Annotated in this window: 21 protein-coding genes; 14 read left to right on the forward strand and 7 right to left on the reverse strand. The window is 60.3% G+C overall.

Annotated features, from left to right (window positions below; genetic code table 11):
• Positions 1-169: 169 nt before the first annotated feature.
• On the forward strand, positions 170-1,354 hold the full coding sequence (locus tag HER32_RS05710) for a ribonuclease D (protein WP_168681138.1): 1,185 nt from the start codon (positions 170-172) through the stop codon (positions 1,352-1,354).
• A gap of 164 nt (positions 1,355-1,518) precedes the next feature.
• On the opposite strand, the gene aceA is transcribed toward HER32_RS05710, so the two are convergent.
• Both aceA and aceB read right to left on the reverse strand, forming a co-directional pair.
• Entirely contained in the window at positions 1,519-2,799 is a 1,281-nt protein-coding gene (gene aceA / locus HER32_RS05715; protein ID WP_168681140.1) for an isocitrate lyase, read from the reverse strand.
• 132 nt (positions 2,800-2,931) lie between these two features.
• A complete protein-coding gene (gene aceB / locus HER32_RS05720; RefSeq protein WP_168681142.1) occupies positions 2,932-4,563 on the reverse strand; it encodes a malate synthase A in 1,632 nt (543 codons plus the stop codon).
• Positions 4,564-4,769: 206 nt separating this feature from the next.
• Between aceB and HER32_RS05725 the strand changes: the two genes are divergently transcribed.
• The 4 genes from HER32_RS05725 (at position 4,770) to HER32_RS05740 (ending at position 10,179) form a co-directional block, all read left to right on the forward strand.
• Complete coding sequence (locus HER32_RS05725; RefSeq protein ID WP_168681144.1) at positions 4,770-6,254, forward strand: helix-turn-helix domain-containing protein; 1,485 nt, start codon at positions 4,770-4,772, stop codon at positions 6,252-6,254.
• A gap of 136 nt (positions 6,255-6,390) precedes the next feature.
• Positions 6,391-7,383 carry an endolytic transglycosylase MltG gene (mltG, locus tag HER32_RS05730; protein WP_168681146.1) on the forward strand — a complete coding sequence of 331 codons (993 nt, stop codon included), beginning with the start codon at positions 6,391-6,393 and terminating at the stop codon, positions 7,381-7,383.
• 95 nt (positions 7,384-7,478) lie between these two features.
• Positions 7,479-8,711, forward strand: coding sequence for an OmpP1/FadL family transporter (locus tag HER32_RS05735; RefSeq protein WP_168681148.1), 1,233 nt, complete (start codon positions 7,479-7,481; stop codon positions 8,709-8,711).
• Positions 8,712-8,763: 52 nt separating this feature from the next.
• Positions 8,764-10,179 (forward strand): hypothetical protein, encoded by a 1,416-nt coding sequence (locus tag HER32_RS05740; protein ID WP_168681150.1) that lies wholly within the window; start codon positions 8,764-8,766, stop codon positions 10,177-10,179.
• Between the two features lie 64 nt (positions 10,180-10,243).
• On the opposite strand, the gene HER32_RS05745 is transcribed toward HER32_RS05740, so the two are convergent.
• The gene (locus HER32_RS05745) at positions 10,244-11,776 is read right to left on the reverse strand and encodes a hypothetical protein (RefSeq protein ID WP_168681152.1); all 1,533 of its coding nucleotides are present in this window, start codon (positions 11,774-11,776) and stop codon (positions 10,244-10,246) included.
• Positions 11,777-11,832: 56 nt separating this feature from the next.
• On the opposite strand from HER32_RS05745, the gene dtd reads away from it, so the two are divergent.
• Positions 11,833-12,282 (forward strand): D-aminoacyl-tRNA deacylase, encoded by a 450-nt coding sequence (gene dtd / locus HER32_RS05750; RefSeq protein WP_149071322.1) that lies wholly within the window; start codon positions 11,833-11,835, stop codon positions 12,280-12,282.
• A 50-nt stretch (positions 12,283-12,332) separates the two neighbouring features.
• On the forward strand, positions 12,333-12,659 hold the full coding sequence (locus tag HER32_RS05755; RefSeq protein WP_149071321.1) for a nucleotide pyrophosphohydrolase: 327 nt from the start codon (positions 12,333-12,335) through the stop codon (positions 12,657-12,659).
• A gap of 35 nt (positions 12,660-12,694) precedes the next feature.
• On the opposite strand, the gene HER32_RS05760 is transcribed toward HER32_RS05755, so the two are convergent.
• Positions 12,695-13,426: a 2-phosphosulfolactate phosphatase gene (locus HER32_RS05760; protein ID WP_149071320.1), complete on the reverse strand. Its 732-nt coding sequence runs from the start codon at positions 13,424-13,426 to the stop codon at positions 12,695-12,697.
• Positions 13,427-13,551: 125 nt separating this feature from the next.
• Positions 13,552-14,658 (reverse strand): glycine cleavage system aminomethyltransferase GcvT, encoded by a 1,107-nt coding sequence (gene gcvT / locus HER32_RS05765; protein ID WP_149071319.1) that lies wholly within the window; start codon positions 14,656-14,658, stop codon positions 13,552-13,554.
• 179 nt (positions 14,659-14,837) lie between these two features.
• Here gcvT and HER32_RS05770 point away from each other — a divergent pair, with 179 nt between their 5' ends.
• From HER32_RS05770 to HER32_RS05780, 3 genes are all read left to right on the forward strand, one after another.
• Positions 14,838-15,203: a CZB domain-containing protein gene (locus HER32_RS05770; protein WP_168681155.1), complete on the forward strand. Its 366-nt coding sequence runs from the start codon at positions 14,838-14,840 to the stop codon at positions 15,201-15,203.
• Between the two features lie 36 nt (positions 15,204-15,239).
• Entirely contained in the window at positions 15,240-16,772 is a 1,533-nt protein-coding gene (locus HER32_RS05775) for a sensor histidine kinase (protein ID WP_149071317.1), read from the forward strand.
• Between the two features lie 66 nt (positions 16,773-16,838).
• Positions 16,839-17,291 carry a response regulator gene (locus HER32_RS05780; RefSeq protein WP_168681157.1) on the forward strand — a complete coding sequence of 151 codons (453 nt, stop codon included), beginning with the start codon at positions 16,839-16,841 and terminating at the stop codon, positions 17,289-17,291.
• Between the two features lie 44 nt (positions 17,292-17,335).
• Here HER32_RS05780 and HER32_RS05785 read toward each other — a convergent pair whose 3' ends face one another.
• Positions 17,336-17,911, reverse strand: a complete 576-nt coding sequence (locus HER32_RS05785; protein WP_168683229.1) for a ribonuclease HII — start codon at positions 17,909-17,911, stop codon at positions 17,336-17,338.
• A gap of 123 nt (positions 17,912-18,034) precedes the next feature.
• Positions 18,035-18,274, reverse strand: coding sequence for a hypothetical protein (locus HER32_RS05790; RefSeq protein WP_149071314.1), 240 nt, complete (start codon positions 18,272-18,274; stop codon positions 18,035-18,037).
• Positions 18,275-18,458: 184 nt separating this feature from the next.
• Here HER32_RS05790 and HER32_RS05795 point away from each other — a divergent pair, with 184 nt between their 5' ends.
• The 4 genes from HER32_RS05795 to HER32_RS05810 all read left to right on the forward strand — a co-directional run bounded on the left by HER32_RS05795 (position 18,459) and on the right by HER32_RS05810 (position 23,294).
• Positions 18,459-19,040, forward strand: a complete 582-nt coding sequence (locus HER32_RS05795; protein WP_168681159.1) for an NUDIX domain-containing protein — start codon at positions 18,459-18,461, stop codon at positions 19,038-19,040.
• 80 nt (positions 19,041-19,120) lie between these two features.
• Complete coding sequence (locus HER32_RS05800; protein ID WP_149071312.1) at positions 19,121-19,933, forward strand: lysophospholipid acyltransferase family protein; 813 nt, start codon at positions 19,121-19,123, stop codon at positions 19,931-19,933.
• Positions 19,934-19,981: 48 nt separating this feature from the next.
• The gene (gene gatC, locus HER32_RS05805) at positions 19,982-20,269 is read left to right on the forward strand and encodes an Asp-tRNA(Asn)/Glu-tRNA(Gln) amidotransferase subunit GatC (protein WP_149071311.1); all 288 of its coding nucleotides are present in this window, start codon (positions 19,982-19,984) and stop codon (positions 20,267-20,269) included.
• A gap of 1 nt (position 20,270) precedes the next feature.
• Entirely contained in the window at positions 20,271-23,294 is a 3,024-nt protein-coding gene (locus tag HER32_RS05810) for a tetratricopeptide repeat protein (RefSeq protein ID WP_168681161.1), read from the forward strand.
• The last annotated feature ends 2 nt before the right edge of the window (positions 23,295-23,296 follow it).

The following is a 23,296-nucleotide window of genomic DNA, read 5'->3' on the forward strand; positions in this document are numbered from 1 at the left end:
CCGGTCGGTTTGAGTGAGTGAAAAAGGCCCAAATGCACGCCCCGCAAATGGGCCTCATTTGGCAATACTAAGAAATTATGGCAGATTCCGGTTGAGCCTCCTCAAGATATTGGGTTGGCTAACTAATATTTGGTAGATGCTGAAGACTGTCAAATTCCACGTTCTTTGCGTGAAATTTCCTGTAATGCCGGCTATCCACTACCTCACCACTCCTGCAGCCATTGCGCAGGCCGCCACGGCCTTGCAGGCTCGCCCACGCATCGGCGTCGACCTTGAGTTTGACGATATGCGCTACCGCTACGGTCGCAACCTGGCCCTCATCCAAGTGTTTGACGGTGAAAATGTTTACCTCATCGACCCGCTGCCGCTTACCAATCCTGCTCAGGAGCTGGAGCCCCTGTGGGAAGTGCTCCGCAACCCAGCCGTGGAAAAGGTATTTCACAGCTGTAAGTCCGATATTCTGCTGCTGGATGAACTCTACGGGGTACACGTGCGGCCCATTACGGATACCAGTGTGCAGTACACGCTGCTGGCCGAATCGGAAAACAATATTTCTTTGGGTCGACTGATTCAGACCGAGCTGGGCCTTGAAGTCGACAAAGGCGAGCAGAAGTCGAACTGGCTGAAGCGCCCTCTCACGGAAGCCCAGAAGCTCTACGCCGCCAACGACGTGCTGTACCTGTTTGAGCTGACTGACCGGCTGGCGGCCCGCCTGGAAAGCCTGGGGCGCAGCCACTGGGCCGAAGAGGAAAACAAAGCGCTGGAGGATGTACGCTACACCCGCGACGAGCGGCCCTACCTGCGTATTGCGGGTAAGTACCGCATTTTGCCCGCCGAGCTGCCCCTGTTCCGCGACTTGTACATGCTGCGGGACACCATAGCCCGGCAGCTCGACCGTCCGCCATACATGGTGTTTGCCAACGACCGGCTGGCCGAGCTGGTGCGCGACACCCCTCGTAGCTTGAACGACTGGAAAAATGCCCGGGGCCTGCACCCCGAACTCCGCCGCTCCCCTTACCTGGAGCAGCTCACGGCCTTGTCGCCCGAGAACTTTGTGGCTACCCCCGAGCCGGCAGTCACCGCCGAGAACCGTCGGTTCCCATTCCGACGCCGCCTCACCGGCGAAAAAGCCGCCCAGGCCGATGCCCGGGAGCAGTGGCTCAACCAAGTGAAAACGCACATCACCCAGGACGTAAACAGCTACGTAGCCAACCTGGTGCTTTCTAACCGCCTGATTGGGGACATCGTGGAGCAAGGCGCCGACACGGTACTGCGCCCCTGGCAAAAGACCATCCTGCAGGAAACCGCGCAACGCCACGGGCTTGACTTCGGCGTAGTCGCTCAGCCGATGTAAACCACGGATTCCGGCGGATTTTTCGGATTTCGCGGATTTTGGGGACGATGCGCTTTATCCGCTTGTCATCCGGAACGCACAAAAAGAAGAAGCCCCGCACTATGCGAGGCTTCTTCTATTCAATAGCAGACGATTTAAGCGCATCGTCCGCCGGAGTCCGTGGTTTAGAACTGAGCAGCCTCCGTACTGCCTACCAGGGCCCCGGTGCTGGCTCGGCCCGCTGATACCACATTCTGAACCTCGTCGAAGTAGCCGGTACCCACGAAGGCCTGGTGCTTCACGGCCTTGAAGCCTTGCTTCTGCAGGGCAAACTCCCGCTCCTGCAGCTCCGAGTAGCCGGCCATTCCCCGGTCACGGTAGGCCGCGGCCAGCTCAAACATGCTCGTGTTGAGAGCATGGAAGCCTGCCAGGGTGATGAATTGGAACTTATAGCCCATGGCAGCCAATTCTTCGCGGAACGTTTCCATTTGCTTTCGGCTGAGCTTAGCGGCCCAGTTGAAAGAGGGCGAGCAGTTGTAGGCCAGCAGCTTACCAGGGAATTTGGCGTGAATACCCTCGGCGAACTGCCGGGCCTGCGCCAAATCGGGGTGGGAAGTTTCCATCCAGATCAGGTCAGCGTAGGGCGCGTAAGCCAGACCACGGGCAATACCCGCTTCTACGCCGCAGCGCACCCGGAAAAACCCTTCCGACGTGCGCTCAGCCTCCTGCAGGATAAAGGGCAGGTCGCGGCTGTCCACGTCAGAAGTAATCAGGTCGGCAGCATCGGCGTCGGTGCGGGCCACTACCAGCGTGGGTACGCCCATCACATCGGCGGCCAGGCGCGCTGCTACCAGCTTGTTGATGGCTTCCTGGGTAGGCACCAGCACTTTGCCGCCCAGGTGGCCGCACTTCTTGGCCGAGGAAAGCTGATCTTCGAAGTGCACGCCCGCCGCGCCGGCTTCAATCATCATTTTCATCAGCTCAAAGGCATTCAGATTGCCCCCAAAGCCCGCTTCGGCATCGGCCACGATGGGCACCATCCAGTGCACGCTGCCTTCCCCGGACACGCTCTGGATCTGGTCGGCGCGCAGCAGGGCATTGTTGATGCGGCGCACTACGCTCGGCACGCTGTCAGCAGGGTACAAGCTCTGATCGGGGTAAATCTGGCCGGCGCCGTTGGCATCGGCTGCCACCTGCCAGCCGCTCAGGTAAATGGCGTTGAGGCCCGCCTGGACTTCCTGCACGGCCTGGTTGCCGGTGAGGGCGCCCAAACCCGCTACGTACTGCTCCGTGTGCAGCAGGTTCCACAAACGCTCGGCCCCCTGCCGGGCCAAGGAGTACTCAATCTGCACGGAGCCGCGCAGACGCAGCACGTCCTCGGCGGTATAGGGCCGGACAATTCCTTGCCAGCGCGGGTTAGAAGCCCATTCCTGGTTAATAGCGGCAATGTGTTCCTGCTTGTTCATGGTACTGGGAATTAAGGTTGAGAAAAGGAAGACGAGAGAAAAAGGCGCCTGCAGCTGGGCAAAGCGCGGCCAGGCTACCGGCAGGTAGCATTTTTTAAATCGATAAGAAAGTGCGTTTCCTTCCGGGGCGGGCTAGGCCAGCTTATCGTAGGCGGGCACCGTCAGAAACTCGGTGAACCGGGGCGGGCTCACCAGCTGATCAAACAGCTGAGCGGCTTCCAGGTAGCGGCCGTTGGTATAGCGCGCCTCTCCTACCAGTTCCCGGATCTTGGCCAGCTGGCCCGGCACCAGGGAGCGGTACAGCTCCAACGTAACGGGCCGACCGTCCTGCAGGGTCGTGTTGGGGGTATGAATCCACTGCCACACCTGGGCGCGGCTGATTTCGGCCGTAGCCGCATCCTCCATCAAATGGTAGATGGGCACGCAGCCATTGCCCTGCAGCCAGGATTCAATGTATTGCACCGCCACGTCGATGTTCAGTTTCAGGCCTTCCTCCGTGATAGAGCCGGTAGGGGCCTGGAGCAGGTCGGCGGCCGTCACGCGCAAATCTTCGCGCTTATTGCTGATTTGGTTAGGGCCGGGCATCAGCTCATTGAACACGTCCAGGGCAACGGGTACCAGGCCGGGGTGTGCTACCCAGGTGCCGTCGTGGCCGTTACGGGCTTCCCGCACTTTGTCCAGCCGCACTTTTTCCAGGGCGGCCTCGTTGGCTTCGGGGTTGTTCTTGATAGGAATCTGGGCGGCCATGCCCCCAATGGCGTGCACGCCGCGGCGGTGGCATGTTTGTACCACCAGCTGCGAGTAGGCCGCCATAAACGGTACGGCCATCGTCACCTCCGCCCGGTTGGGCAGCCGGAATTCCGGCTGGCAGCCCAGGCGCTTAATGTAGCTGAAGATGTAGTCCCAGCGGCCACAGTTGAGACCCGCGCTGTGCTCACGCAGCTCATACAGGATTTCGTTGAGCTCAAAAGCCGCGGGCAGGGTCTCAATCAGCACTGTGGCTTTGATGGTGCACTTAGCCATTTTCATCGACCACTGCGCAAACCCGAACACATCATTCCACAGCCGGGCTTCTAAGTGGCTTTCCAGCTTGGGCAAGTAGTAGTACGGGCCACTGCCCCGGGCGCAGAGCTCGTGGGCGTTGTGAAAGAAGTAAAGCCCGAAGTCGAACAGGGCCGCGCTGATGGGCTCCCCATCTACCAGCACGTGCTTTTCCTCCAGGTGCCAGCCGCGGGGCCGCACCATCAGGGTGGCTACCCGCTCGTTCAGGCGATACTCCTTGGCGGGGGTAGACAAGGAAATAGTGCCGCGCACGGCATCCCGCAAATTCAGCTGCCCTTGCACCACGTTTTCCCAGGTGGGCGAGTTTGAGTCTTCGAAATCAGCCATGAACACCTTCGCACCCGAGTTCAGGGCGTTGATAATCATTTTGCGCTCCACGGGACCGGTTATTTCCACGCGGCGGTCCTGCAAATCGGCGGGTACGGGGGCTACTTCCCAGGACTTTTCCCGGATCAGCCGGGTCTCGGGCAGGAAATCGGGGAGCTTGCCGGCAGCGAATTCACGTTGACGCTCCTCGCGCCGGGCCAGCAAATGCTGCCGGGTTGGGTCGAAGCGGCGGTGCAGCTCGGCCACAAAAGCCAAAGCAGAGGGCGTAAGGATATCGGCAAACTCGACCGAATATGCCCCCAGCACTTTCACTCGTTCGGGGGTCCGGTAAGTAGGTGGGGCCGCTACGGGCTGCATTTGGGCAAAAAACGTCATGGGTATCTGGTTGAAAGGGTGAACCATGTTGATACCCAAACATACTTAAGCGAATTTTATTAATCAAGCGAATATTCGCTAAAAGATGATAATCGCCAAAAAGTGATACTTTTGTCCCATTCTCTGTTTGTTCAGAGTCCCAGAAAATTCGCTTTTCTTGCACCCTCGCTGCCTGGGGTCTGTTCCCCTCCCATTCCCCCTTACCTATGCTTAGTCACGGACAAGTTGTTCGCTTAATTTTTGGTCTTAAACTGCGGGAGCTGCGTCAGGAACGCGGATTTACGCCGGCGGAGCTAGCGCGTGCCTGTGACGTATCGGTGTCGTACCTCAACGAAATCGAAAAGGGCAAAAAGTACCCGAAGGCGGATAAGATACTGAGTATGAGCAAAGTGCTGGGAGTTTCCTACGACCAGCTCACGTCCCTTACACTTAGCCGCCGCCTGGAGCCTATTTCCGAGCTGCTGCAGTCGGATGTACTGAAGGAGTTTCCGCTGGAGATGTTCGGGCTGGAGCCCATCCGCATCGTGGAGTTGATTGCCGATGCGCCGGCCAAGATGAATGCCTTCATCAGCACCCTGTTCGAAATAGCGCGCAACTATGAACTACGCCAGGAGAACTTTTTTCTGGCCGCGCTTCGCTCCTACCAGGAAATGCACGACAACTACTTTGAGGAGTTGGAACAGGACGTGCACACCTTCGCGGTAGAACGCAACCTCACTACAGCGCCCCCTTTCGACACAGCGCAGCTGGAGAAAGTCTTGTGTGAGGAGTATGGCTACACCGTAGACCGGACCACCCTCGGCGACTATGACTCGCTGGGCCGGCTACGCTCCGTGTACCAGCCCAAGCTCAAGCGCCTGCTGCTGCGGCCGGGCCTCACGCGGGCACAGGAGTCCTTCGTGCTGGCCCGGGAAGTGGCCTTCAACTACCTTGGCATGAAGGAGCGGCCCTACGTGAATGCCAATTTCCCGGTACGCTCCTTTGATGAGGTACTCAACAACTTCAAGGCTTCCTACTTTGCCGGGGCCCTGCTGATGGAGGAAGACAACCTGGTGCGCGACCTGCAGCAGTTCTTTGCCGCCGACCATTGGAACCCCAACAGCCTGCTGGATTTGCTGACGAAGTATGGCGTTTCGCCGGAGATGTTCATGCAGCGCCTGACCAACCTACTGCCCCGTCATTTTGGTTTGCAGAGCTTGTTTTTCCTGCGGTTCGACCAGGCTAAGGCGAATGCCGGCTACCTGCTGACCAAGGAGCTGCACCTTTCCCGCCTGCACAACCCCCACGGCAACGAGCTGCACGAGCACTACTGCCGCCGCTGGATTTCCCTGCGCCTTATCCACGAAAGCCGCCAGCAAGCCTTACGGCAAGCCCCGGCCTTCAGCATTGGGGCCCAACGCTCTTTGTATCCCAACAGCGACGAGTACCTGTGCCTGACGCTGGCCCGGGCGGGCAGCGTGGTAGAACCGGCCGTGAGCGTGACGGTGGGGCTGCTCTGCGATGATACCCTGCGCCACAAGGTGCGCTTCCTCGAAGACCCGGCCATTCCGCAGAAGCGGGTAAACGAAACCTGTGAGCGGTGCCAGATTCCGGATTGCGAAGTGCGCTCGGCTCCGCCCGTGGAAATTGAGCGGAAGGCCCGCCAGCAAGCCCTGCGGGACGCCATTTCGAACCTCGTAAACGCCGGCTAGCCCCTTAGCCAATCCTGCTTAGCCCAGCATCCCTCCTATCTTTGGGGAATGTTGGGCTAATTGCTTTGGTGTGCGTAGTAACGGTTCCCGTCGGCTTGGGCGGAGTTTGTGGGTTGGGGCAGTAGTGGTGGCGGTAATGGCACTTCTGGCTACCGCGGGTGCCTGGTGGCTGCTGTGGCGCCCCAACGTGGCCGCTTCTCCGGAAGGTCCAGCCTATCTGTACATCCGCACGGGCAGCTCATTCAGTACGGTACTGGCTACCCTCAGGCAACAGGAGCTACTCCAGGACCTCCGCTCGTTTGAGTGGCTGGCCCGGCGGCGCGAGTACCCCGAGCGGGTGCGCCCGGGCCGCTACCTGCTCACACCGGGGCTGGGCAACCAGGCCTTGCTGGACATGCTGTTGGCTGGACGACAAGATACCGTGCATTTTGAGCTTCAGGCCTTCAAATACAAGCCTCAGCTGGCCCGCCAATTCTCCCGCCAGCTCGAAGCTGACTCTGCCAGCCTGCGCCGGCTGCTAAACGACAATGACTACCTGCAAAAGCGCTACCACCTGGACACCACCACGGTGCTGACGCTTTTCTTGCCTGGCTCTTACCACCTGCTCTGGACCACCTCGGCCGCAGCGCTGCTGGATACGGCCGCGCGCGTGCATGGCCGTTTCTGGACTCCGCGCCGCCGGGCCCAGGCCGATTCGCTGGGCCTCACGCCAACGGAGGTGCACGTACTGGCCAGCATCGTGCAGCGCGAAACGGCCAAGAAAGAGGATAAGCCCATCATTGCTGGGGTGTACCTAAACCGTCTGCGGCGGGGCATGCGCCTGCAGGCCGACCCTACCCTGTTGTGGGCTATTGGCAACTTTGGCGTCAAGCGCGTGCTTAATAAAGACAAGCTCGTGGACTCGCCTTATAATACCTACAAACACAAAGGCCTGCCGCCGGGGCCCATCACCTCCGCCAACCGCCAAAGCCTAGATGCAGTACTCAAGCCGGCGGCGCACCAGTACGTGTTTTTCTGCGCCCGGCCCGATGGTAGTGGCTATTCGGATTTTGCCGAAACCTACGCCGAGCATAAGCGCAACGCCCGCCGCTACCAGCAGCACCTGGATAGCCTGCGCATTATGCGCTAGTGTTCAGGGAAGAAAGTCGATAGTTGTGGTGCCAGCAACGAAAAGGACCCGGCGCAATCAACTACCTTTGTGCCATTGTCCGCAAATCCGTCTGCATGAGGCTTCCTTACATTTCCGCTTTCTTTTGCTTGCTTACCTCGGCTGCGGTAGCCGGGGGCTTCGAAACTGGTCCGCAAGGAGCCCGGCTGCTAGGGCTGGGCGGCGCCGCCACGGCGCTGGCCTACCATCCGGCAGCGGCATTTTACAATCCCGGGGCGCTGGGGATGCGCGACTCGCTCCTGCGCATTAGCGTAGGAGGCATGGCTCAGGCCCGCCGCACGTCGTTTCTCTCCACCAACACGCGCCGCAAAACTTTCCAGGACATGACGCCGGTGCCCTCGGGCTACCTATTTGCCTCGCGCTACCTGGGCAAGGGCATTTCGGCTGGGCTGAGCGTGACTACCCCCTTCGCATATGATACCAGCTGGCCGCTCTCCTGGGAGGGCCGTAGCGTAGTGCAGCAGTCCAGCCTCTATACCGTGCAGGTGCAGCCCACGGTGGCCTACGCCATCAGCGAGAACTTTGGCGTGGGGGCCGGAGCCGTGTTCACGCACGGCCGGGTACGGCAGCTGCGCGCGTTAGGCCAGTTTGGGGCTTTCAATGCCGATGCTGAATACAAGGGCAGTGCCAACGCCCTGGGCTTCAATGTGGGTATCTACGGTCGCTCTTCCGAGGATTTGTCGTTTGGCATTAGCTACCGCTCGGGCATGCGCCTCCAGGTGAAGGATGGCACCGCCACTTTCCGCAACGTACCGGAAACCGACGCTGGCCGCTTTACCAGCAGCAACCAGATGGAAACCGACGTGTACCTGCCCGGAACGCTGTCGGTTGGCCTGGCGAACCGGATAACGCCGAAGCTCAACCTGCTGTTTGACTTTACCCTGACCAACTGGACGAAGACGGACTCCGTCACCTTCCGGTTTGCCAACAGCCAGGCTGCCCGGGCCTCCCAGCCCCGGCGCTACGAAGACGCTATGGCCTTTAAAATAGGCGCCGAATACCAGCTCGACCCCAAAACTGCCCTACGGGTGGGCGTGCTTTACGACGAAAGCCCATTGCGGGATGAATATGTAGCTCCCGACCTCCCCGATGGGAATAAGCTGGCGGGCTCCCTGGGTTGCTCTTTTGCCATGGCGCCTAAGGTCAACCTGGACCTGGCTTACCAGTTTGGGGTGCTGGCCACGCGCACGGCCCGCGACAACCAGGCCCAGGAGCAGACGGCCAACATCATTGGCACTTACCGCACGTTTGTGCACACGGCCGCCGTGGGGCTGTCGTATTCGTTCTAAATTCCTGACGGCCAGCGCCTGCCTCCGGTAGGCGGGGCATTTTCTTTTGTCTGTGAAACGTTCTTCCCTTTCTTTTTCACGCCTGTTGCTGGCACCCGTGCTGGCCTTCAGCGCCTGTGTCCCCGATCAGACGGAGCCCACGCCCAGCGCTGGTTCGCTGGATATGAGCCGTTACGTGGCCGTAGGAGGTTTGTATTCTGCCGGCTTCAGCAATGGCGGCGTTACGTCCTTAAGTCAGCGCTACTCTTATCCCAACATGCTGGCGTATCAGTTCTCGCTGGCGCAGCCGGGCATCTCCTTCGTGCAGCCCCTGGTAGAGGGCACCGCGGGCACCGGCTACCTCAAGCTGCAGAGCATTTCGGCGCTGGGCGTTCCAGTTACGGAGCAAGTACCGGCGGCGCGCACTACCATTCGGGCCAAGTATGGTATTGCCAACAGCTGCGGTACTACCGATACCACCTACCTGTATAGCCGGGCGCAGGGACTGAGCCTGCCCAATAACCTCTCCGTGCCGGGTTTGCGGCTCACGCAGATTGCCACACCCGGCCTGGGCCTGGAAGCCAACGCCGCAACCGGCGCGCCCTTCAACAGCTACTTTGAGCGGCTACTGCCCGCCAGCGACTCGCGCTCCTACCTGCAGGCCGTAAGTGAGAGCAAGGCCACCTTCTTCACCGCCATGGTGGGCTTGGAAGATTTGCTGCCCTACGCGCTGAAAGGTGGTGAGTGCACCCAGCGGCCAACCACCACGAGTAATGACCTCATCATTGCGAATCTGAGCGTGCTGCTCGATGCCCTCACGGCCAACAACCGACCGGGTGCCGTAGCTACCATTCCCAGTCTGAAGACTCTGCCCTACTTCCAGTTGGGAGCAGGCGACAAAGTGCAAAACCGCGCCCGCACTGCTACCGGCAACAGCCAGATCGTAGTGTACATCATTTCTTCCCTAACCAACGAAGCCCGGCCCATTACGAATGATGATATTGTTTTGCCAGCGTACCTGGAGCTGGTAGGCCAACCGGTAACGTACACCAACCCCGACGGTACCCAGGAAACCCTGCTATATGGCATGGATGCGCGGGCGCCTATCGCGCGGGCGCAAGTGCTGGACGCAACCGAATTCGGCCGGGTAGATCCGATTATCGGCAGGGTAAACGCCGCGCTGAAAACCCTAACCGACCCCAAGACCGGCAAATACAAAGTGGCTTTGGTTGATGTCAATCAACTGTTTATCAACGTGAGCGGCGTAAGTGGCGCAGGCGGCGTGAGCGGGGGCGTCAACATCAACGGGGTGGAATACTCCGGCGACCCGGTGCGGGGCAACTTCTTTTCCCTGGACCTCTACTCCCTTACACCGCGTGGCAACGGATTGGTGGCGAATGAGTTTTTACGCCAGATCAACAGCTACTACCGGGCTAATTTGCCCCTGTTGGATGTGAACACCCTCCCGACTACTTCGCTGCCGGATTAGCTAAAAAATACATTCCAAATCAGTATCACAGTCCGGGCCGCTCTACATGGAGCGGCCTGTTCTGTTAGTTGGCAGGTGCAAGCTGCATGATGGTTAGCTGGGCTGGTGCGGAGGCCGCCTGCTGCTGCCGCGCCAGGGTTTCGGCATAAGTAGCGCCCGTAAACTCGGAATGCTCCAGAAACAGCAGCGGGGAAGTCAGCATAGGCTCCGGGAAAGTAGTCAGCTTTAAGTTGTTTTCCAGCCCGGTAAATTCATCCACGCCCGTAACCAGCCGGTAGCCATCCAGCAGCACGTAGGTAATGCCGGCGCGGCGGGCCTCCTGCAGCTGCGCCAGCGTATGCACGTTGTAGACCTCAATGCCGGCCGGGCGTGCAAACGGCGCCACGCCCATTCCCACGGTGCTGGCCACACGCTGCACCTTGTGCTGGCGCAGCCAAGCTACTACCTGAGGGTAGGACGTGGGCGCGTAGCGGTAGATTTCCTGGGGTAAGCGGTAAAGGTTCCAGCCGGCGGCAGCCAGCAGCAGGCCCACGAGGATGGAGCCGCTCTGCCGTAGGCTCACGCGTTGCAGCCCCTGCTGGAGGGCCAGCACCCCAAGCACGGTAAACAACCCTTCGGCAAAGAGCAAGCCCCGGGGTGCTTTCAATAGCAGCGACATGCCGGCCAGAAACAGTCCCGCCCAGATGCTCAGATACCCGGCCGGCGTCCAAGGCCGGGTACGCACCCAGCTTCCCCAGGCAAACACCGGCGTAGCCAGCACGCCAAGCCACAACAGCGGGGAGCCAAACTCCCAGAGATAACGCGGGTAGTAGCCCAGATCAAGCCGAAAATTGCCGCTGCGGTGGGCCGCGTTAGCCACGGACGGGAACAGGATACCCGCGTAGGCAGCCTCCCAACGATACACCGGTAAACCGGCCATCAGCCAGCCTACCAGCCCCAGGAGTACGTACGGAGCACCCAACACAGCGGCTACCCGCAGCAGGTTGCCGCGCTGCCAGAGCAGGCCGTCTCGCTGCAACCCCTCAAACACGGCCAGGATTGGCAGCACCAGCAGAAACCGGTACTGAAAAAGCAGGCCGACGGCCAGCCACAGCGCTGCCCGAAGCAGCGTTTGACGGCTGGGTTGACCTAAGCGCTGGTAATAGGCCTGGAGCAGTCCCACAAAAGCCAGCAGTCCGGCAGAGCTGATGGTGAAGTCACGGCCAGAAAAGGTAAGCAGCAACGAGGTGCCTACTACTAACGCCAACACAGCTACCACCACGGAGGGCAAGGCAGCTACCCGCCCCACAAAGGCCGCCAGCCAGCCCACCGCCGCCACCGCCAGCAGGGCATTTAGGTACAGAAATACGTGAAAATCGGGGTGCAGGGCCGCCACGGGAGCATAGAGCAGGAAGAAGCCCGGGCTGGCGTGGTGAAACAGGTGCTGCCAGTTGCCACCGGCTATTTCCTGCACAATCTGCCAGTTACGCACCGAGTCGTAGTCAGGAAAGGCGGCAACGGAGAGGCCGTGCAGGCGGACGGCAGCCAGCAGCGCCAGAGCCGGCAGCAGCCAGGGCCAGGTTTTCGGCCAGAATTTGTCGTTTTTCGCGGCGGGCATGCAGGTAAAATCAGCCCACGAAGTACGACAAAAACCCACTACTCTGCCGTTTCCCTATGCGCACAGTTATTCAGCGGGTAAGCCACGCCCAGGTTACGGTGGCCGGACAGCTCACCGGCCAGATTGGCCCCGGCCTGCTGGTGCTGGCCGGGTTCAGTCCCGACGACGATGCACAGGCCCTGGGCTGGATGGCCCGCAAGCTGGTGCAGCTGCGCATCTTCTCCGATGAGGAAGGCAAGATGAACCGGTCGGTCCAGGATATTGATGGGCAGATTCTGGTGGTAAGTCAGTTTACCTTGCTGGCCGACGCCCGCAAAGGCAACCGCCCCAGCTACATTGGGGCCGCGCCCCCGCCCGTGGCTATTCCGCTCTACGAGCAGTTTGTGCGGGAAGTAGCGCAACTGCTGGGTAAGCCCGTGCCCACCGGGGAGTTTGGCGCCGATATGCAGGTGGAGCTCCTCAACGACGGCCCCGTGACCATAGTGCTGGATTCGCCCACTGCGTAAGCCCCGCCTTCACCCCACTTCCCCTTTTTCCTTCTCCTTTCCCAGCTTTTATGACCATCGACGAAGCCCAGCAAACCGTTGACCAGTGGATTCAGACAACCGGCGTCCGGTACTTCAATGAGCTAACCAACATGGCTATGCTCACGGAAGAAGTAGGCGAAGTAGCCCGCATTATTGCCCGCCAGTACGGGGAGCAGTCCTTCAAAGCCTCGGACCGCGACAAGGTGCTGGCCGATGAGCTAGCCGACGTGCTCTTTGTGGTGATTTGCCTGGCAAACCAAACCGGCGTGAACCTCACCGACGCGCTTCAGCGCAACCTGGCCAAAAAAACTCAGCGGGATGCCGACCGGCACCAGCAAAATGAAAAGCTGCGCTAAGCGCGGGTAAGCAGCTGCGCAACGTTTGGCCGCCGCTAGTGCATTACCTCGTTCACCAGTCGGTCGGTGCGCCACAGGGGCAGTGTGTGCGGGTAGGCATCCAGCTGCAGGCAGAAGACAAAGTCCTTGTTGGCCTCCAGGGAGTTGAGGCGCCGTACGTGGGATGACTGGAGCAGGTAAGCCGGTAAATCGGCCTCGGCCCGCTCCCACAGGTGCAGGGCAGCCAGGGTGGCGTCGGAGCTAGTTACGTCGAAGCCGCTAGCGGCCAGCCGCGCGGCCAACGCCCCACCGAATACGGTATCCTCCAGGCAAAACTGGCCTTTCCAGCCGGCACACACAACCAGCACATCTTTCTGCTGGGCTTCGGCAAACTCCACCACGGCCTGCAGGTTCAGGAATGCGCCCACCACCACCGCATCGGCCGCCAGGGAGCGGCGCAGGGCGTGGGTGCCATTGGTAGTACTAATGGCCACGGCCCGGCCTTTCACTTCTACCACGCCATCGAGGTAGCCAAAGGGGGAATTGCCCAAATCGAATCCGGCGGCGGCGCGGCCATCCCGCTCGGCGGCGGTAAGGCAGCCGTGCTGCTCCCCCAGGGCCCGGCACTCAGCCAGCTCCGCTACCGGAAACACATGGGTAACGCCATTGGCCAGAGCCGTAACAATACTGGACGTAGCCCGCAGGATATCTACTACTACCACTACTTTGCCAGGCAGGTGGTACAGAGCCAGCAGCTCCGGGGAAAAACAAAGGTCGACTTGGGGCATCAGGTACTAACAGTAAGCGGCAGGATAGGCCGGCCGCGAAACGCATACGGGATGAGCGGGTTTTTAAACGAAATGCCAGCCGCCAGCCCAAAGCCGACAGCTGGCACTCTATCACAACTTGTCCGTTATTCTTCCGTGCCTTTCACGAAGGGCAGCTTGGTGATGGTAGCCGGCAGGTTTTTGCCGCGCACTTGCACAAACACTTTGCTGCCGGGCGCACTCAGCTCCGTGGCTACGTAGCCCAGCCCAATGCCTTTGCTCAAACTCGGCGACTGAGTGCCGCTGGTCACCTCGCCTACCTTCTCGCCGGCTTCGTTCACCAGGTCATAATGCGCGCGCGGAATGCCGGGGCCGTCCATAAGGAAGCCCACCAGCTTGCGCTGCACGCCCTGCTCCTTTTGTTGCTTGAGGGCAGCACTGTGCACAAAGTCTTTCGTGAACTTGGTAATCCAGCCCAGCCCGCCTTCCAGGGGTGAGGTCGTATCGTTGATGTCGTTGCCGTAGAGGCAGAAGCCCATTTCCAGGCGCAGGGTGTCGCGGGCGCCCAGGCCAATGGGCTTGAGGCCGTAGGGCTGGCCAGCTTCCAGAATCTTGCTCCAGATAGCGTGGGCCGATTCGTTGGGAATGTACAGCTCGAAGCCGCCCGCGCCGGTATAGCCCGTGGCGGAGATAATCACGTTAGGCTGGCCGGCAAACGTACCCTGCACGAAGGAGTAGTACGGAATGCTTTTCAAATCTACGTCGGTGAGGCTCTGGAGTGCGTCGGCAGCCTTGGGGCCCTGCACGGCAAACAAGCTCAGCTGGTCCGATACGTTTTCCATATCGGCCTTAAACTCCTGGTTGTACTGCTGAATCCAGCTCCAGTCCTTGTCGATGTTCGAGGCATTGACCACCAGCATATAGTCTTCGTCGGCGAGCTTATACACCAGTAAGTCGTCGACGATGCCGCCCTGCTCGTTGGGCAGGCAGGAATACTGGGCTTTGCCATCGGTAAGCTTGCTGGCGTCGTTGCTGGTCACGCGCTGAATCAGGGCCAGGGCCTGCGGGCCGCGCACCCGGAACTCACCCATGTGCGACACATCGAAAATGCCCACGGCGCGGCGCACAGTGTGGTGCTCTTCGAGGTCGGAGGAGTAACGAACGGGCATGTTGTAGCCGGCAAAGGGCACCATTTTGGCGCCTAGTTGCTGGTGCACGTCGTTGAGAGCAACGGTTTTGAGGTCTTCAGCCATGAGCAAACGGGTGGTTGGGTGGAAATAGTGGGGCCGTTACCGCAACAACTCGGCTCCGGCAACAACGCGGCGAAATTAGCCAAAACCCTTGGGCCATCCGCGCACCGGCCCGGAACCTTATCTTTGCCGAGGAGCTTAGTACTGTTTTGGCCTCTCTCCGCCAGCTCCCTGCCATATACATGCTCGACGAAATAAAACAAGACTTTGAAAGTGCTTTGGTTAAGCACGTACTCTTTAAATCCAAGCTCCGCTCCTTTCTGCACGGTACCAAAACCGAGGAAAGCCCCATCCGCGACCCGGAGGTTTGCAGCCTGGGCCAGTGGATCCGGGGCACGGCCCTCACCAGATATGCCCACCTGCCCGAAGCTCATGAGCTGGACCGGCAGCACCAGCTGGTGCACCGTGTGGCCAATGAGCTGATGGACCTGCACCTGGCTGGGCACACCGAGCAGGCCTTGGCCGGATTTCCCACTATTCAGCACATCAGTGACCAGATTACCGTGCTTCTACAAACCATGCAGCAAAAGCTACGTAACGGCGCCTAACCTCGACACGCAGGTCATCCTTGGGCACTTAGCGGCATGAAGCCTACCCTCGCAACCAAAGTCTTTGCCGGTTTCCTGGCAATTTTTCTTCTGTTTACGGCCGTAGTGGCGGTAAACTACCAGCTTTCCCGTAAGGTGCTGCGCAACCTGGAGCGCGTAGAACGCTCCCAGCGCGTAACGTCCGACGCTACCTCGCTGCTGCGCAATATTATTGACATGGAGTCGGGGTTTCGGGGCTTTATGCTCATCGGCAACGAAACGATGCTGGTGCCCTATTACCAGGGGGAGCGGGAGCTGCTCTCGCGCTTTTCCCATCTCAAGAGCACGTTGAACCCGGCCGGGCGCCAGTACGCCCGCCTCCAGCGCATTCAGCGCCTCTACCAGCAATGGTCGGCTTACTCGCACCTGCTGATTGCGGAAAAGCGCGACGCCACCCGGCGCATTCCCAACCAAAGCGGCCTGGAGGGCATGGAGCACCGGGGGCTGATGGAAACCCTTTCGGGCAAGGAGCTGACTGATGAAATTCGTACGATGTTCCGCAGCTTTGACCGCGCCGAGCTGGCCGACCGCGACGAGCTACGCGAAAAGCTGGCCGCCAGCATCCGCGAAACCCGGGTGCTTTCTATTGTCATTACGCTACTAGCTATTGTTCTGGGGTTGCTATGGGCCTATTACGTCACCCGGCTCTTTGCCCGCCGCATCGGCAACATGGTGGCCCTGGCTACGCGCCTGGCCGGGGGCGACTATAAAACCCGCATCGACGACACCGCCCACGATGAGCTGAGCGAACTGGCTACTTCCCTCAACGTTATGTCGAACACCATCGACACCACCGTAAGCCAGCTGGAAAACCGCAACCAGGAGCTGGACCAGTTTGCCTACGTGGTGTCGCACGACCTGAAAGCGCCCCTGCGCGGCATCGAAAGCGCCTCACGCTGGATAGAGGAAGATATGAACCAGGACCTACCCGAACACATCCGGGAGTTTCTGCAGCTGATGCGCACCCGCGTACACCGCATGGAAAACCTGATTACCGGCATTCTGGACCTGGCGCGGGTGGGCCGCACCCGGCACGTGCAGGAGCGGGTGAGTGTGCGGGAGCTGCTCAACGAAACAGTGGACATGCTGAGTTTGCCGCCGGGCTTCCGCATTGAGCTGCCACCTTACCTGCCCACGTTGTTTACTTCGCGGGTGGAGCTGCAGCAAGTGTTTAGCAACCTGCTCAGCAATGCCCTCAAGTACCACCACCAGCCAGAAAAAGGGTGGGTCCGCATCGGCTGCACCGAGCACCGCGCCCACTATACCTTCACCATCGCCGACAACGGCCCAGGCATAGCCGCCGAATACCACGAACGAATCTTCGTCATTTTCCAGACGCTCACCGAGCGCGACACGCTGGAAAGCACCGGCGTAGGCCTGGCCATTGTCAAGAAGATCGTGGAGCGACAGGGCGGCACCATTCTGGTAGAATCGGCGGAGGGCAAGGGGGCGCGCTTTATTTTCACCTGGCCCAAGGTCAGGGAGATACGCCCCGAGGCTACCCCAGCCCCCACCGTAGCAGTGGCCTAAAGTATCCGGTACCCGTATAGGTTTTGTTCCCCCTCAACTCAACGTGCTGTCTTAGCCGTTTTTTGTATGTCTGACTCTGCTTCTGAACCTAGTATCCTGCTCGTCGAGGACGACCAGATGGATATCATGAATGTGCAGCGCGAGCTACGCAAGCACAACATCGACGTTCCCCTGCACATTGCCCGCAATGGCCGGGACGCCCTGCAGCTGCTGCGCGGCGAAAACGGGCAGCCCCCAATCGCCAAGCCCAGCGTAGTGATGCTGGACATCAACATGCCCCGCATGAACGGCCTGGAGCTGCTGGAAGCCTTGCGCTCCGACCCAGATTTTGTGGGCCTGAACGTGTTTATCATGACGACCTCCGACCTGGAAAATGACCGGCTCAAAGCCCGCGACCTGGCCGTGAGCGGCTACATCATCAAGCCCCTGAACTTCGATAAATTCGGGGAAGGCGGCTCGACGGTGGATGGCTTCAGTTTGTTCTTGGATTTGCTGCAGCTCAAAGACAAGCCGCACTAGCCACTGTGGCGTGGCCAGCTAAAGTCCCTACTGCTTTTATGGGGCTACAGCAGCCGGAACCCCATTCGGTGATGCTTGGTTGGGCCCAGCGCGCGGATAGCCGCGCGGTGCTGCGCCGTGGGGTAACCCGCGTTCTGCTCCCACTGATATCCTGGATATTCTGCTGCTAGGGCGTGCATACGCTCGTCGCGGAAAGTCTTGGCCAGTACGGAGGCCGCGGCAATACTCTGGAACTTACCATCGCCCCCAATATGGCAGGTATGCGGCAGGGTGCTATGGCGCTTAAACCGGTTGCCATCCACAATCAGATGCGTGGGCTGTACGGCCAGCGCATCAACAGCGCGGTGCATGGCCAGGTAGCTGGCCTGGGCAATGTTCAGCTCGGCAATTTCCGCTAAGGAGGCTTCGGCCACGGCCCATGCCACGGCTTCCCGGCAGATTTGCTCCCGGGCCCGGTCACGCCGCCGGGCTGTCATCTGCTTGGAGTCGTTGAGGTAAGCGCAGGAAAAATCGGGCGGCAGGATCACGGCCGCCGCAAACACAGGACCGGCCAGACAGCCTCGCCCGGCTTCGTCGAGGCCGGCTTCCAAGGGCTGGCCAGAGAAAGAGGAAAGCAGCATCACGCCCGCAAAGGTAAGCACCAAGACAAGCCAAAAGGCCTCCCCGGCAGCAGTGGCAACCGGAGAGGCCTTTTGTATGCTGCTCAGGGGCAGCCAAATTTATTGTTACGAGGGCCGCGCCGCCTAATGACGCCCGGCCGTGCTGCCCGCTTCGTCGGGGCCCGACTCGCCGCGGCGGTGGCCCTGCTTGTCGCGCGGGCCTTCGTCGAGGGCTTCGTCTTCGTCGGTGGTGATGTATTCGTTGGTTACCGGGCCCAGGCCGCCGGTATGCTGTGCCAGCTCACTTTCGGCTTGGGCATGCTTTAAGTTGAAGAGCGGGTCGCCGACTTCGGTAGCCGCTGGTTTCTTGGGTTGGTTAGCCATATACACTAGAAAAGCGGCCGGAATGTGAACGGCCGGTCTGGTATGGTACGGCAGGTTCCGGGCCCAGGTTGAGGCACCGTAGATCCGGCCCGATACCCTATTATTGCAGCAGCGGCAGTAGCTTGCCCGTTGGCGCTGCACAAGCCGTTCTGCCGGTCTGGCGTTTACCTCCTGCTGTCTTGCTATGTCAACCTCCCCTGCTCCCGACGAAACGCACAACCCCTGGCAAGTGCTGGGCTCGGAAATAAAGTACCAGAACCCCTGGATCCGGGTGCGCGAAGACCAGGTCATCAACCCGGCCGGCAACCCGGGCATTTACGGAGTGGTTTCCATGAAAAACAAGGCCTTGGGCATTATCCCGGTTGATGCGGAAGGCAACACCTGGCTGGTGGGCCAGTACCGCTACGCCCTGAACGAGTACTGCTGGGAAATACCCATGGGCGGCGGGCCCGTGGAACTGGACATTCTGGAGTCGGCGCAGCGGGAGCTGCGCGAGGAAACCGGGCTGCTGGCGGCGCGCTGGACCAATATTGCCCGGCTGCACACCTCCAACTCCGTGACCGACGAGGAAGGCTTCGTGTTTTTGGCGGAGGAGCTTACCCCCGGCCCTACCGAACACGAAGAAACCGAGCAGTTACACCTCTGGAAGCTGCCGCTGCGCGAAGCGGTAGAAATGGCCATGAACAACCGCATTACCGATGCCATCAGCGTGGCCGGGCTACTCAAGGCCGAGCGGTATTTGCAGCAGCGCGCAGCGGCCGGTTAGAAACTAAGGCATCTTCCTTTATTCTTCATCCAAGGAGTTGTTATTCTGCATTCATTTGCCAACCTGCTACCTTTGCCCATATGCGTCAAGTGCTTCGTTATATCGGACACCGCCTGTACACCAGCTGGAGCACCTTCTGGTTTGTGCTGCCTTTTGCGGTAACGTACCCGGCCCAGCTACTCCTGAGTAAGAAGCCGCAGGGCCACCGCCACCTGCACCGCATCAACCGTCTCTGGTCCATCTTTTCCCTGGGCATGTGGGGTGTGCCGGTTCGGGTGCAGGGGCGCCAGCCTCGCCCCACCGATCCGCCCTGCGTATATGTAGCCAATCACAGCTCCTACATCGATATTCTGCTCCTGTTCAAGGCCATTCCCGGGTTCCTGAACATCATGGGCAAGAGTGCCCTGGCTGAGGTGCCCGTGTGGGGGCCAATCTTTGGGCGCACCTACATTACCGTTAATCGGGAAAGCGCCGTGAGCCGGGGCCGCTCCATGGTGTATGCGCGCCAAAGCCTGGCGCAGGGCCGTTCCATCGTTATCTTTCCGGAGGGTACTATTTCCCGCAAACCGGGAGAGGAAATGATGCCGTTCAAAGACGGGGCCTTTCAGCTGGCTATTGCCGCCGGGGTGCCCATTGTGCCCATTACCATGCCCCTGAACCACCGGTTTATGCCCGACGTGGCCGGTACGCTACGGGTGCGCTATTCGCCTTTACAGGTGGTCTTTCACGAGCCGATTTCGACGCAGGGCCTCACCCAGGCCGATGCCCCCCGCCTTCGTCAGCAGGCCTATGAGGCTATTGCCAGTGCTTTCCTGCCGGAAGCAGCTGGTATTCCGGCCCCTTCTTTCTGGCCCATTTTTGCCCACCGGGCATCTCAGCCAGCCAGCCAATAACCCGGCTGATTCGTTTCTTTGTATTTCACTCCTGCTGTTTCTTCTGTTTTGAGCACCGACCTGACCACCCTTCGCCAATTGGCCCACCTTGCCCGCCTGGAGTTTGACCCAGCCAAAGAGCAGCAAATGCTCGGCGACCTGAATAAAATTCTGGACTGGGTCGACCAGCTGCGGCAGCTCGACACAACGGATGTGGAGCCCCTCGTTCACCTGTCGCACGAAATCAACGTGCTGCGCCCCGATGAGGCCCACAACAGCATCAGCCACGCCGATGGGCTGCGCAATGCCCCGCGCAAGGACTCCGATTACTTCCGCGTGCCCAAAGTGCTGGAATAGCTTGCGCCCACCTTCTCTGAATGCTGCCTCCCAGCCAGCGCGCTTTCCCCTGCCGTTGGCCGCGCTGGTGCTGCTGCTGGTACTGATAGGCCTTGCCGCTGGCTGGCAATACGTAGCCGGGCCCGAGGCCACCCTCCCGCTAGTCACAGAAACTCAACTGGCCCCGGTACCACTGGAGCTAGCCCAGGTGCCGGTAGGTACGGCCCGCCTGCCGGTAGCGGTAAACGGGTACGCCCTCACCGAAACGTATACCGTAGGAGGGCCCCTTATCCGCCCGGAAGCGGCGGCGGCCCTAGCCTTGGTACTGGGAGTTTGCCTAGTCTATGCCCTAACGTTCATCAGCTTTCTGCCCCGACTTAGTTTCGCCATTGGCATGTCGGCGGTGATTTTCCTGCTGATGTCGCTGAACCTTGATGCATTGGGGGTTTTTAATGACACGAAGCAGTACTTCTTACTACTCACGCTGGTACTGCTCGTGGGCTCGGCCTACGGGTTTCACGCATTTTTCCCCCAGGTTTCCAGCCCCCTGCGCCTGCTGTGGTTTGGGCTACTAGTAAGCGGGCTTAGCGCCTTCCTGCTCGTAGCCGGGGCAGATCCGGCTCCACTGGCAGCCCTGCATATAGCAAGCTATGCCACCCAAAGCGGTACCGTAGCCATAGCGCTGTGGGTGCTGTGGGCTGGCATTGAAAACATTCGGCTGCTACTCTGGCTGAACACTCAGGCCGAAAATCCGCAAAGCCGTTTTGGTTTATGGCCTTTTCTGCTGGCCAGCGGCCTGTATCTGACCGTGCTGGCGTTGTACTACTTCTCCAATGGAGACGTGGAGTTGCTGCCCGGCCTCCGCCTCGACCCGTACCTGCTGTTGCTGTTGGCTACGGCCGTTGGCGCGGCGGCTATGGCTCAGCGTCAGGCCACGCTTCGGGCCTGGGTGCCAGCAAAGGCTACTCCTTATCTTCTGGGCGTACTTGCGGCCTACGCCGGTGCTACGCTGGCCTATGCCTTTGCTACCCAGAACGACCCCATCATTGAAGCGGGCCGGTATTTTACCGCCACCACTTTCCTGGTGCTGGGCGTAGCGTTTCTGCTCTACATACTAGTGAACTTTGCGCCGCTTATCCGTCAGAAGCTGCGGGTGTACCGGGTGGTATTTGAGCCCCGTCGGCTGCCTTTTTACGTGGTATACCTGTTAGGTATTGGCTGCATTGGGGCTATTCTGCTCCGTAATAGGCTTGATTTGTATTACCGGGCCCAAGCCGGCTATTACAACCAGTTAGGCGACCTTACACGCTGGCAAAGTGAGCAGCAGCCTGCCGCCGATGCCCTGGCTCTACTGGCCGAGCGGTACTACGCCGAAAGTGACTGGATGGACCGTTTTAACCACAAAGCCAGCCTGGGCCGGGCCGCCTTGTACCGCAGCCGCACGCAAAGGCAAAACGAAATCAACGCCCTGCGCCGGGCTCTTAGCCGGGCTCCCTCGGAAAAGATTTCCCTACGGCTGGCTTCCCTATTCAACACACCCGCCGACTTTTTTGAGCGCCAGCGCACCCTCTGGGCCGGGCTGCGGGCCACTCCCGGCAGCGTGCCTCTCGCCAGTGAACTGGCCCAGCTCTACACTCGCTCGGCCCTTACCGATTCGGTACAATACTACCAGCAGCAAGCCCTGAAGGAAGAGCCAAAGAACGAGGTTCTCCGCAGCAACCAACTGGCTTTCCTGGTGCAACAGCAGCGCTGGGCCGAAGCCCGGCCATACTTACAAGAGCCGGCAAAGTCCGAGGCCTTCCGCAGCAATCAGCAGCTGGTAGCCCTGGTGCACCGCACTCAGTCAGCCCCGGCCCCGGCCTCCACAGACACAGCGCTAACGCCGGGATCTTTTGCTTTGCTCTACCACTCGGCTTTACTGCGGGTCCGGAACCGGGATACCACCCTGCTTCCTACCCTGCGCCGCTTGCCGCGCTATACCACCAACGCCCCATACGCTGAGCAACTGCTGTTTCTGCAGGCCCTGACGCAGCAATACGGGGGACGCCCGGCATCGGCCCAGAACACGCTTATTCCGCTGGCTACAGCGCAAAGCCCGAGTGCTGCCTACTATCAGCAATTGCAGGGCCTATGGCTGCTGGAACAAGGAGCGGCTCCGGCAGCGGCAGCCCGCCTGAGCCAGGCGGCAGAGCTGGACCCCAGAACGGGCCAGCTTGCCCGGGCTTATGCCCTGGCATTGGCCAGCCAGCCCGACTCAGCCCGACAAGTTGCGGCCCGGGCAGTTGCCGACCCCACTGTAGCCTTGCAGGCCCGGCGGCTGCTTACCACTCTGCGCTACACCCCGGCGGCCGCTATGCTGGCCCCCGACTCCAGCAAGGTAGATTACCTCGTTCTGCTAGGCCGAAGCTTACCGGGCGTGGCGCGGGCGGCTATTGCCACCAGTGTCCGCCAGCCCGCTTTGCGGCGGCAGGCGGCCTATGCGCAGGCGGTAGCAGCTTGGGCACAGAGTCAGGTGGCCGAGGTTGAGGAACTCGTAGCGGCGGCCGCTCCCCCCGTGAGCACGCGTAGCGCTGAGGCCTCTGCCTGGAATGTTCTGCGGGGGCATGTACTGGCCCAGCAGCAGGATCTGACGGAGCTGCGCCGATTCCTGAGCCAGGCCTATTTCCAGGGACTCGATGTTGGATATGCAACCTATTTCCGCGCGCTGGTAGCGGCTGGACCCACTCAGGCCGATGCGCTGTATCAGCAGGTAATCCGGGAAGCGCCGTACGTAGAGCAAGGCTTACTGGCTGCGGCCCGGTTTTACCAGCAGCGCCGACAGCCCCTGGCGGCTTACCAGGCCCTGTTGCGCGGCATTGAATATAACCCGGAGTCGATACCGTTGTTGAAAGGCTATATCTTGGCGGCGTTTGCAGCCGGGTTGCCTGACTACGCTCAAGAGCCTTTACGCAAGCTCCGTACATTGCTTTCCCCTCAGGAATACGCTATCTTTCACAGCCAGCCTGGGGTTGTGCGTCCGGCTCCCCTCGCCCCCTCCTGGAACTAACT

It is taken from the genome of Hymenobacter sp. BT18, from assembly GCF_012273015.1.
Lineage (GTDB): Bacteria > Bacteroidota > Bacteroidia > Cytophagales > Hymenobacteraceae > Hymenobacter > Hymenobacter lutimineralis.

Bases quoted from the DNA above. Each gene is read 5' to 3' on its own strand.
- dtd (WP_149071322.1), top strand. From the start codon at position 11,833: ATGCGCACAGTTATTCAGCGGGTAAGCCACGCCCAGGTTACGGTGGCC.
- HER32_RS05725 (WP_168681144.1), top strand. From the start codon at position 4,770: ATGCTTAGTCACGGACAAGTTGTTCGCTTAATTTTTGGTCTTAAACTG.
- HER32_RS05755 (WP_149071321.1), top strand. From the start codon at position 12,333: ATGACCATCGACGAAGCCCAGCAAACCGTTGACCAGTGGATTCAGACA.
- HER32_RS05770 (WP_168681155.1), top strand. From the start codon at position 14,838: ATGCTCGACGAAATAAAACAAGACTTTGAAAGTGCTTTGGTTAAGCAC.
- mltG (WP_168681146.1), top strand. From the start codon at position 6,391: ATGGCACTTCTGGCTACCGCGGGTGCCTGGTGGCTGCTGTGGCGCCCC.
- HER32_RS05775 (WP_149071317.1), top strand. From the start codon at position 15,240: ATGAAGCCTACCCTCGCAACCAAAGTCTTTGCCGGTTTCCTGGCAATT.
- aceA (WP_168681140.1), bottom strand. From the start codon at position 2,799: ATGAACAAGCAGGAACACATTGCCGCTATTAACCAGGAATGGGCTTCT.
- HER32_RS05795 (WP_168681159.1), top strand. From the start codon at position 18,459: ATGTCAACCTCCCCTGCTCCCGACGAAACGCACAACCCCTGGCAAGTG.
- HER32_RS05735 (WP_168681148.1), top strand. From the start codon at position 7,479: ATGAGGCTTCCTTACATTTCCGCTTTCTTTTGCTTGCTTACCTCGGCT.
- HER32_RS05800 (WP_149071312.1), top strand. From the start codon at position 19,121: ATGCGTCAAGTGCTTCGTTATATCGGACACCGCCTGTACACCAGCTGG.
- HER32_RS05745 (WP_168681152.1), bottom strand. From the start codon at position 11,776: ATGCCCGCCGCGAAAAACGACAAATTCTGGCCGAAAACCTGGCCCTGG.
- HER32_RS05785 (WP_168683229.1), bottom strand. From the start codon at position 17,911: ATGCTGCTTTCCTCTTTCTCTGGCCAGCCCTTGGAAGCCGGCCTCGAC.
- gcvT (WP_149071319.1), bottom strand. From the start codon at position 14,658: ATGGCTGAAGACCTCAAAACCGTTGCTCTCAACGACGTGCACCAGCAA.
- HER32_RS05790 (WP_149071314.1), bottom strand. From the start codon at position 18,274: ATGGCTAACCAACCCAAGAAACCAGCGGCTACCGAAGTCGGCGACCCG.
- aceB (WP_168681142.1), bottom strand. From the start codon at position 4,563: ATGACGTTTTTTGCCCAAATGCAGCCCGTAGCGGCCCCACCTACTTAC.
- HER32_RS05780 (WP_168681157.1), top strand. From the start codon at position 16,839: ATGTCTGACTCTGCTTCTGAACCTAGTATCCTGCTCGTCGAGGACGAC.
- HER32_RS05760 (WP_149071320.1), bottom strand. From the start codon at position 13,426: ATGCCCCAAGTCGACCTTTGTTTTTCCCCGGAGCTGCTGGCTCTGTAC.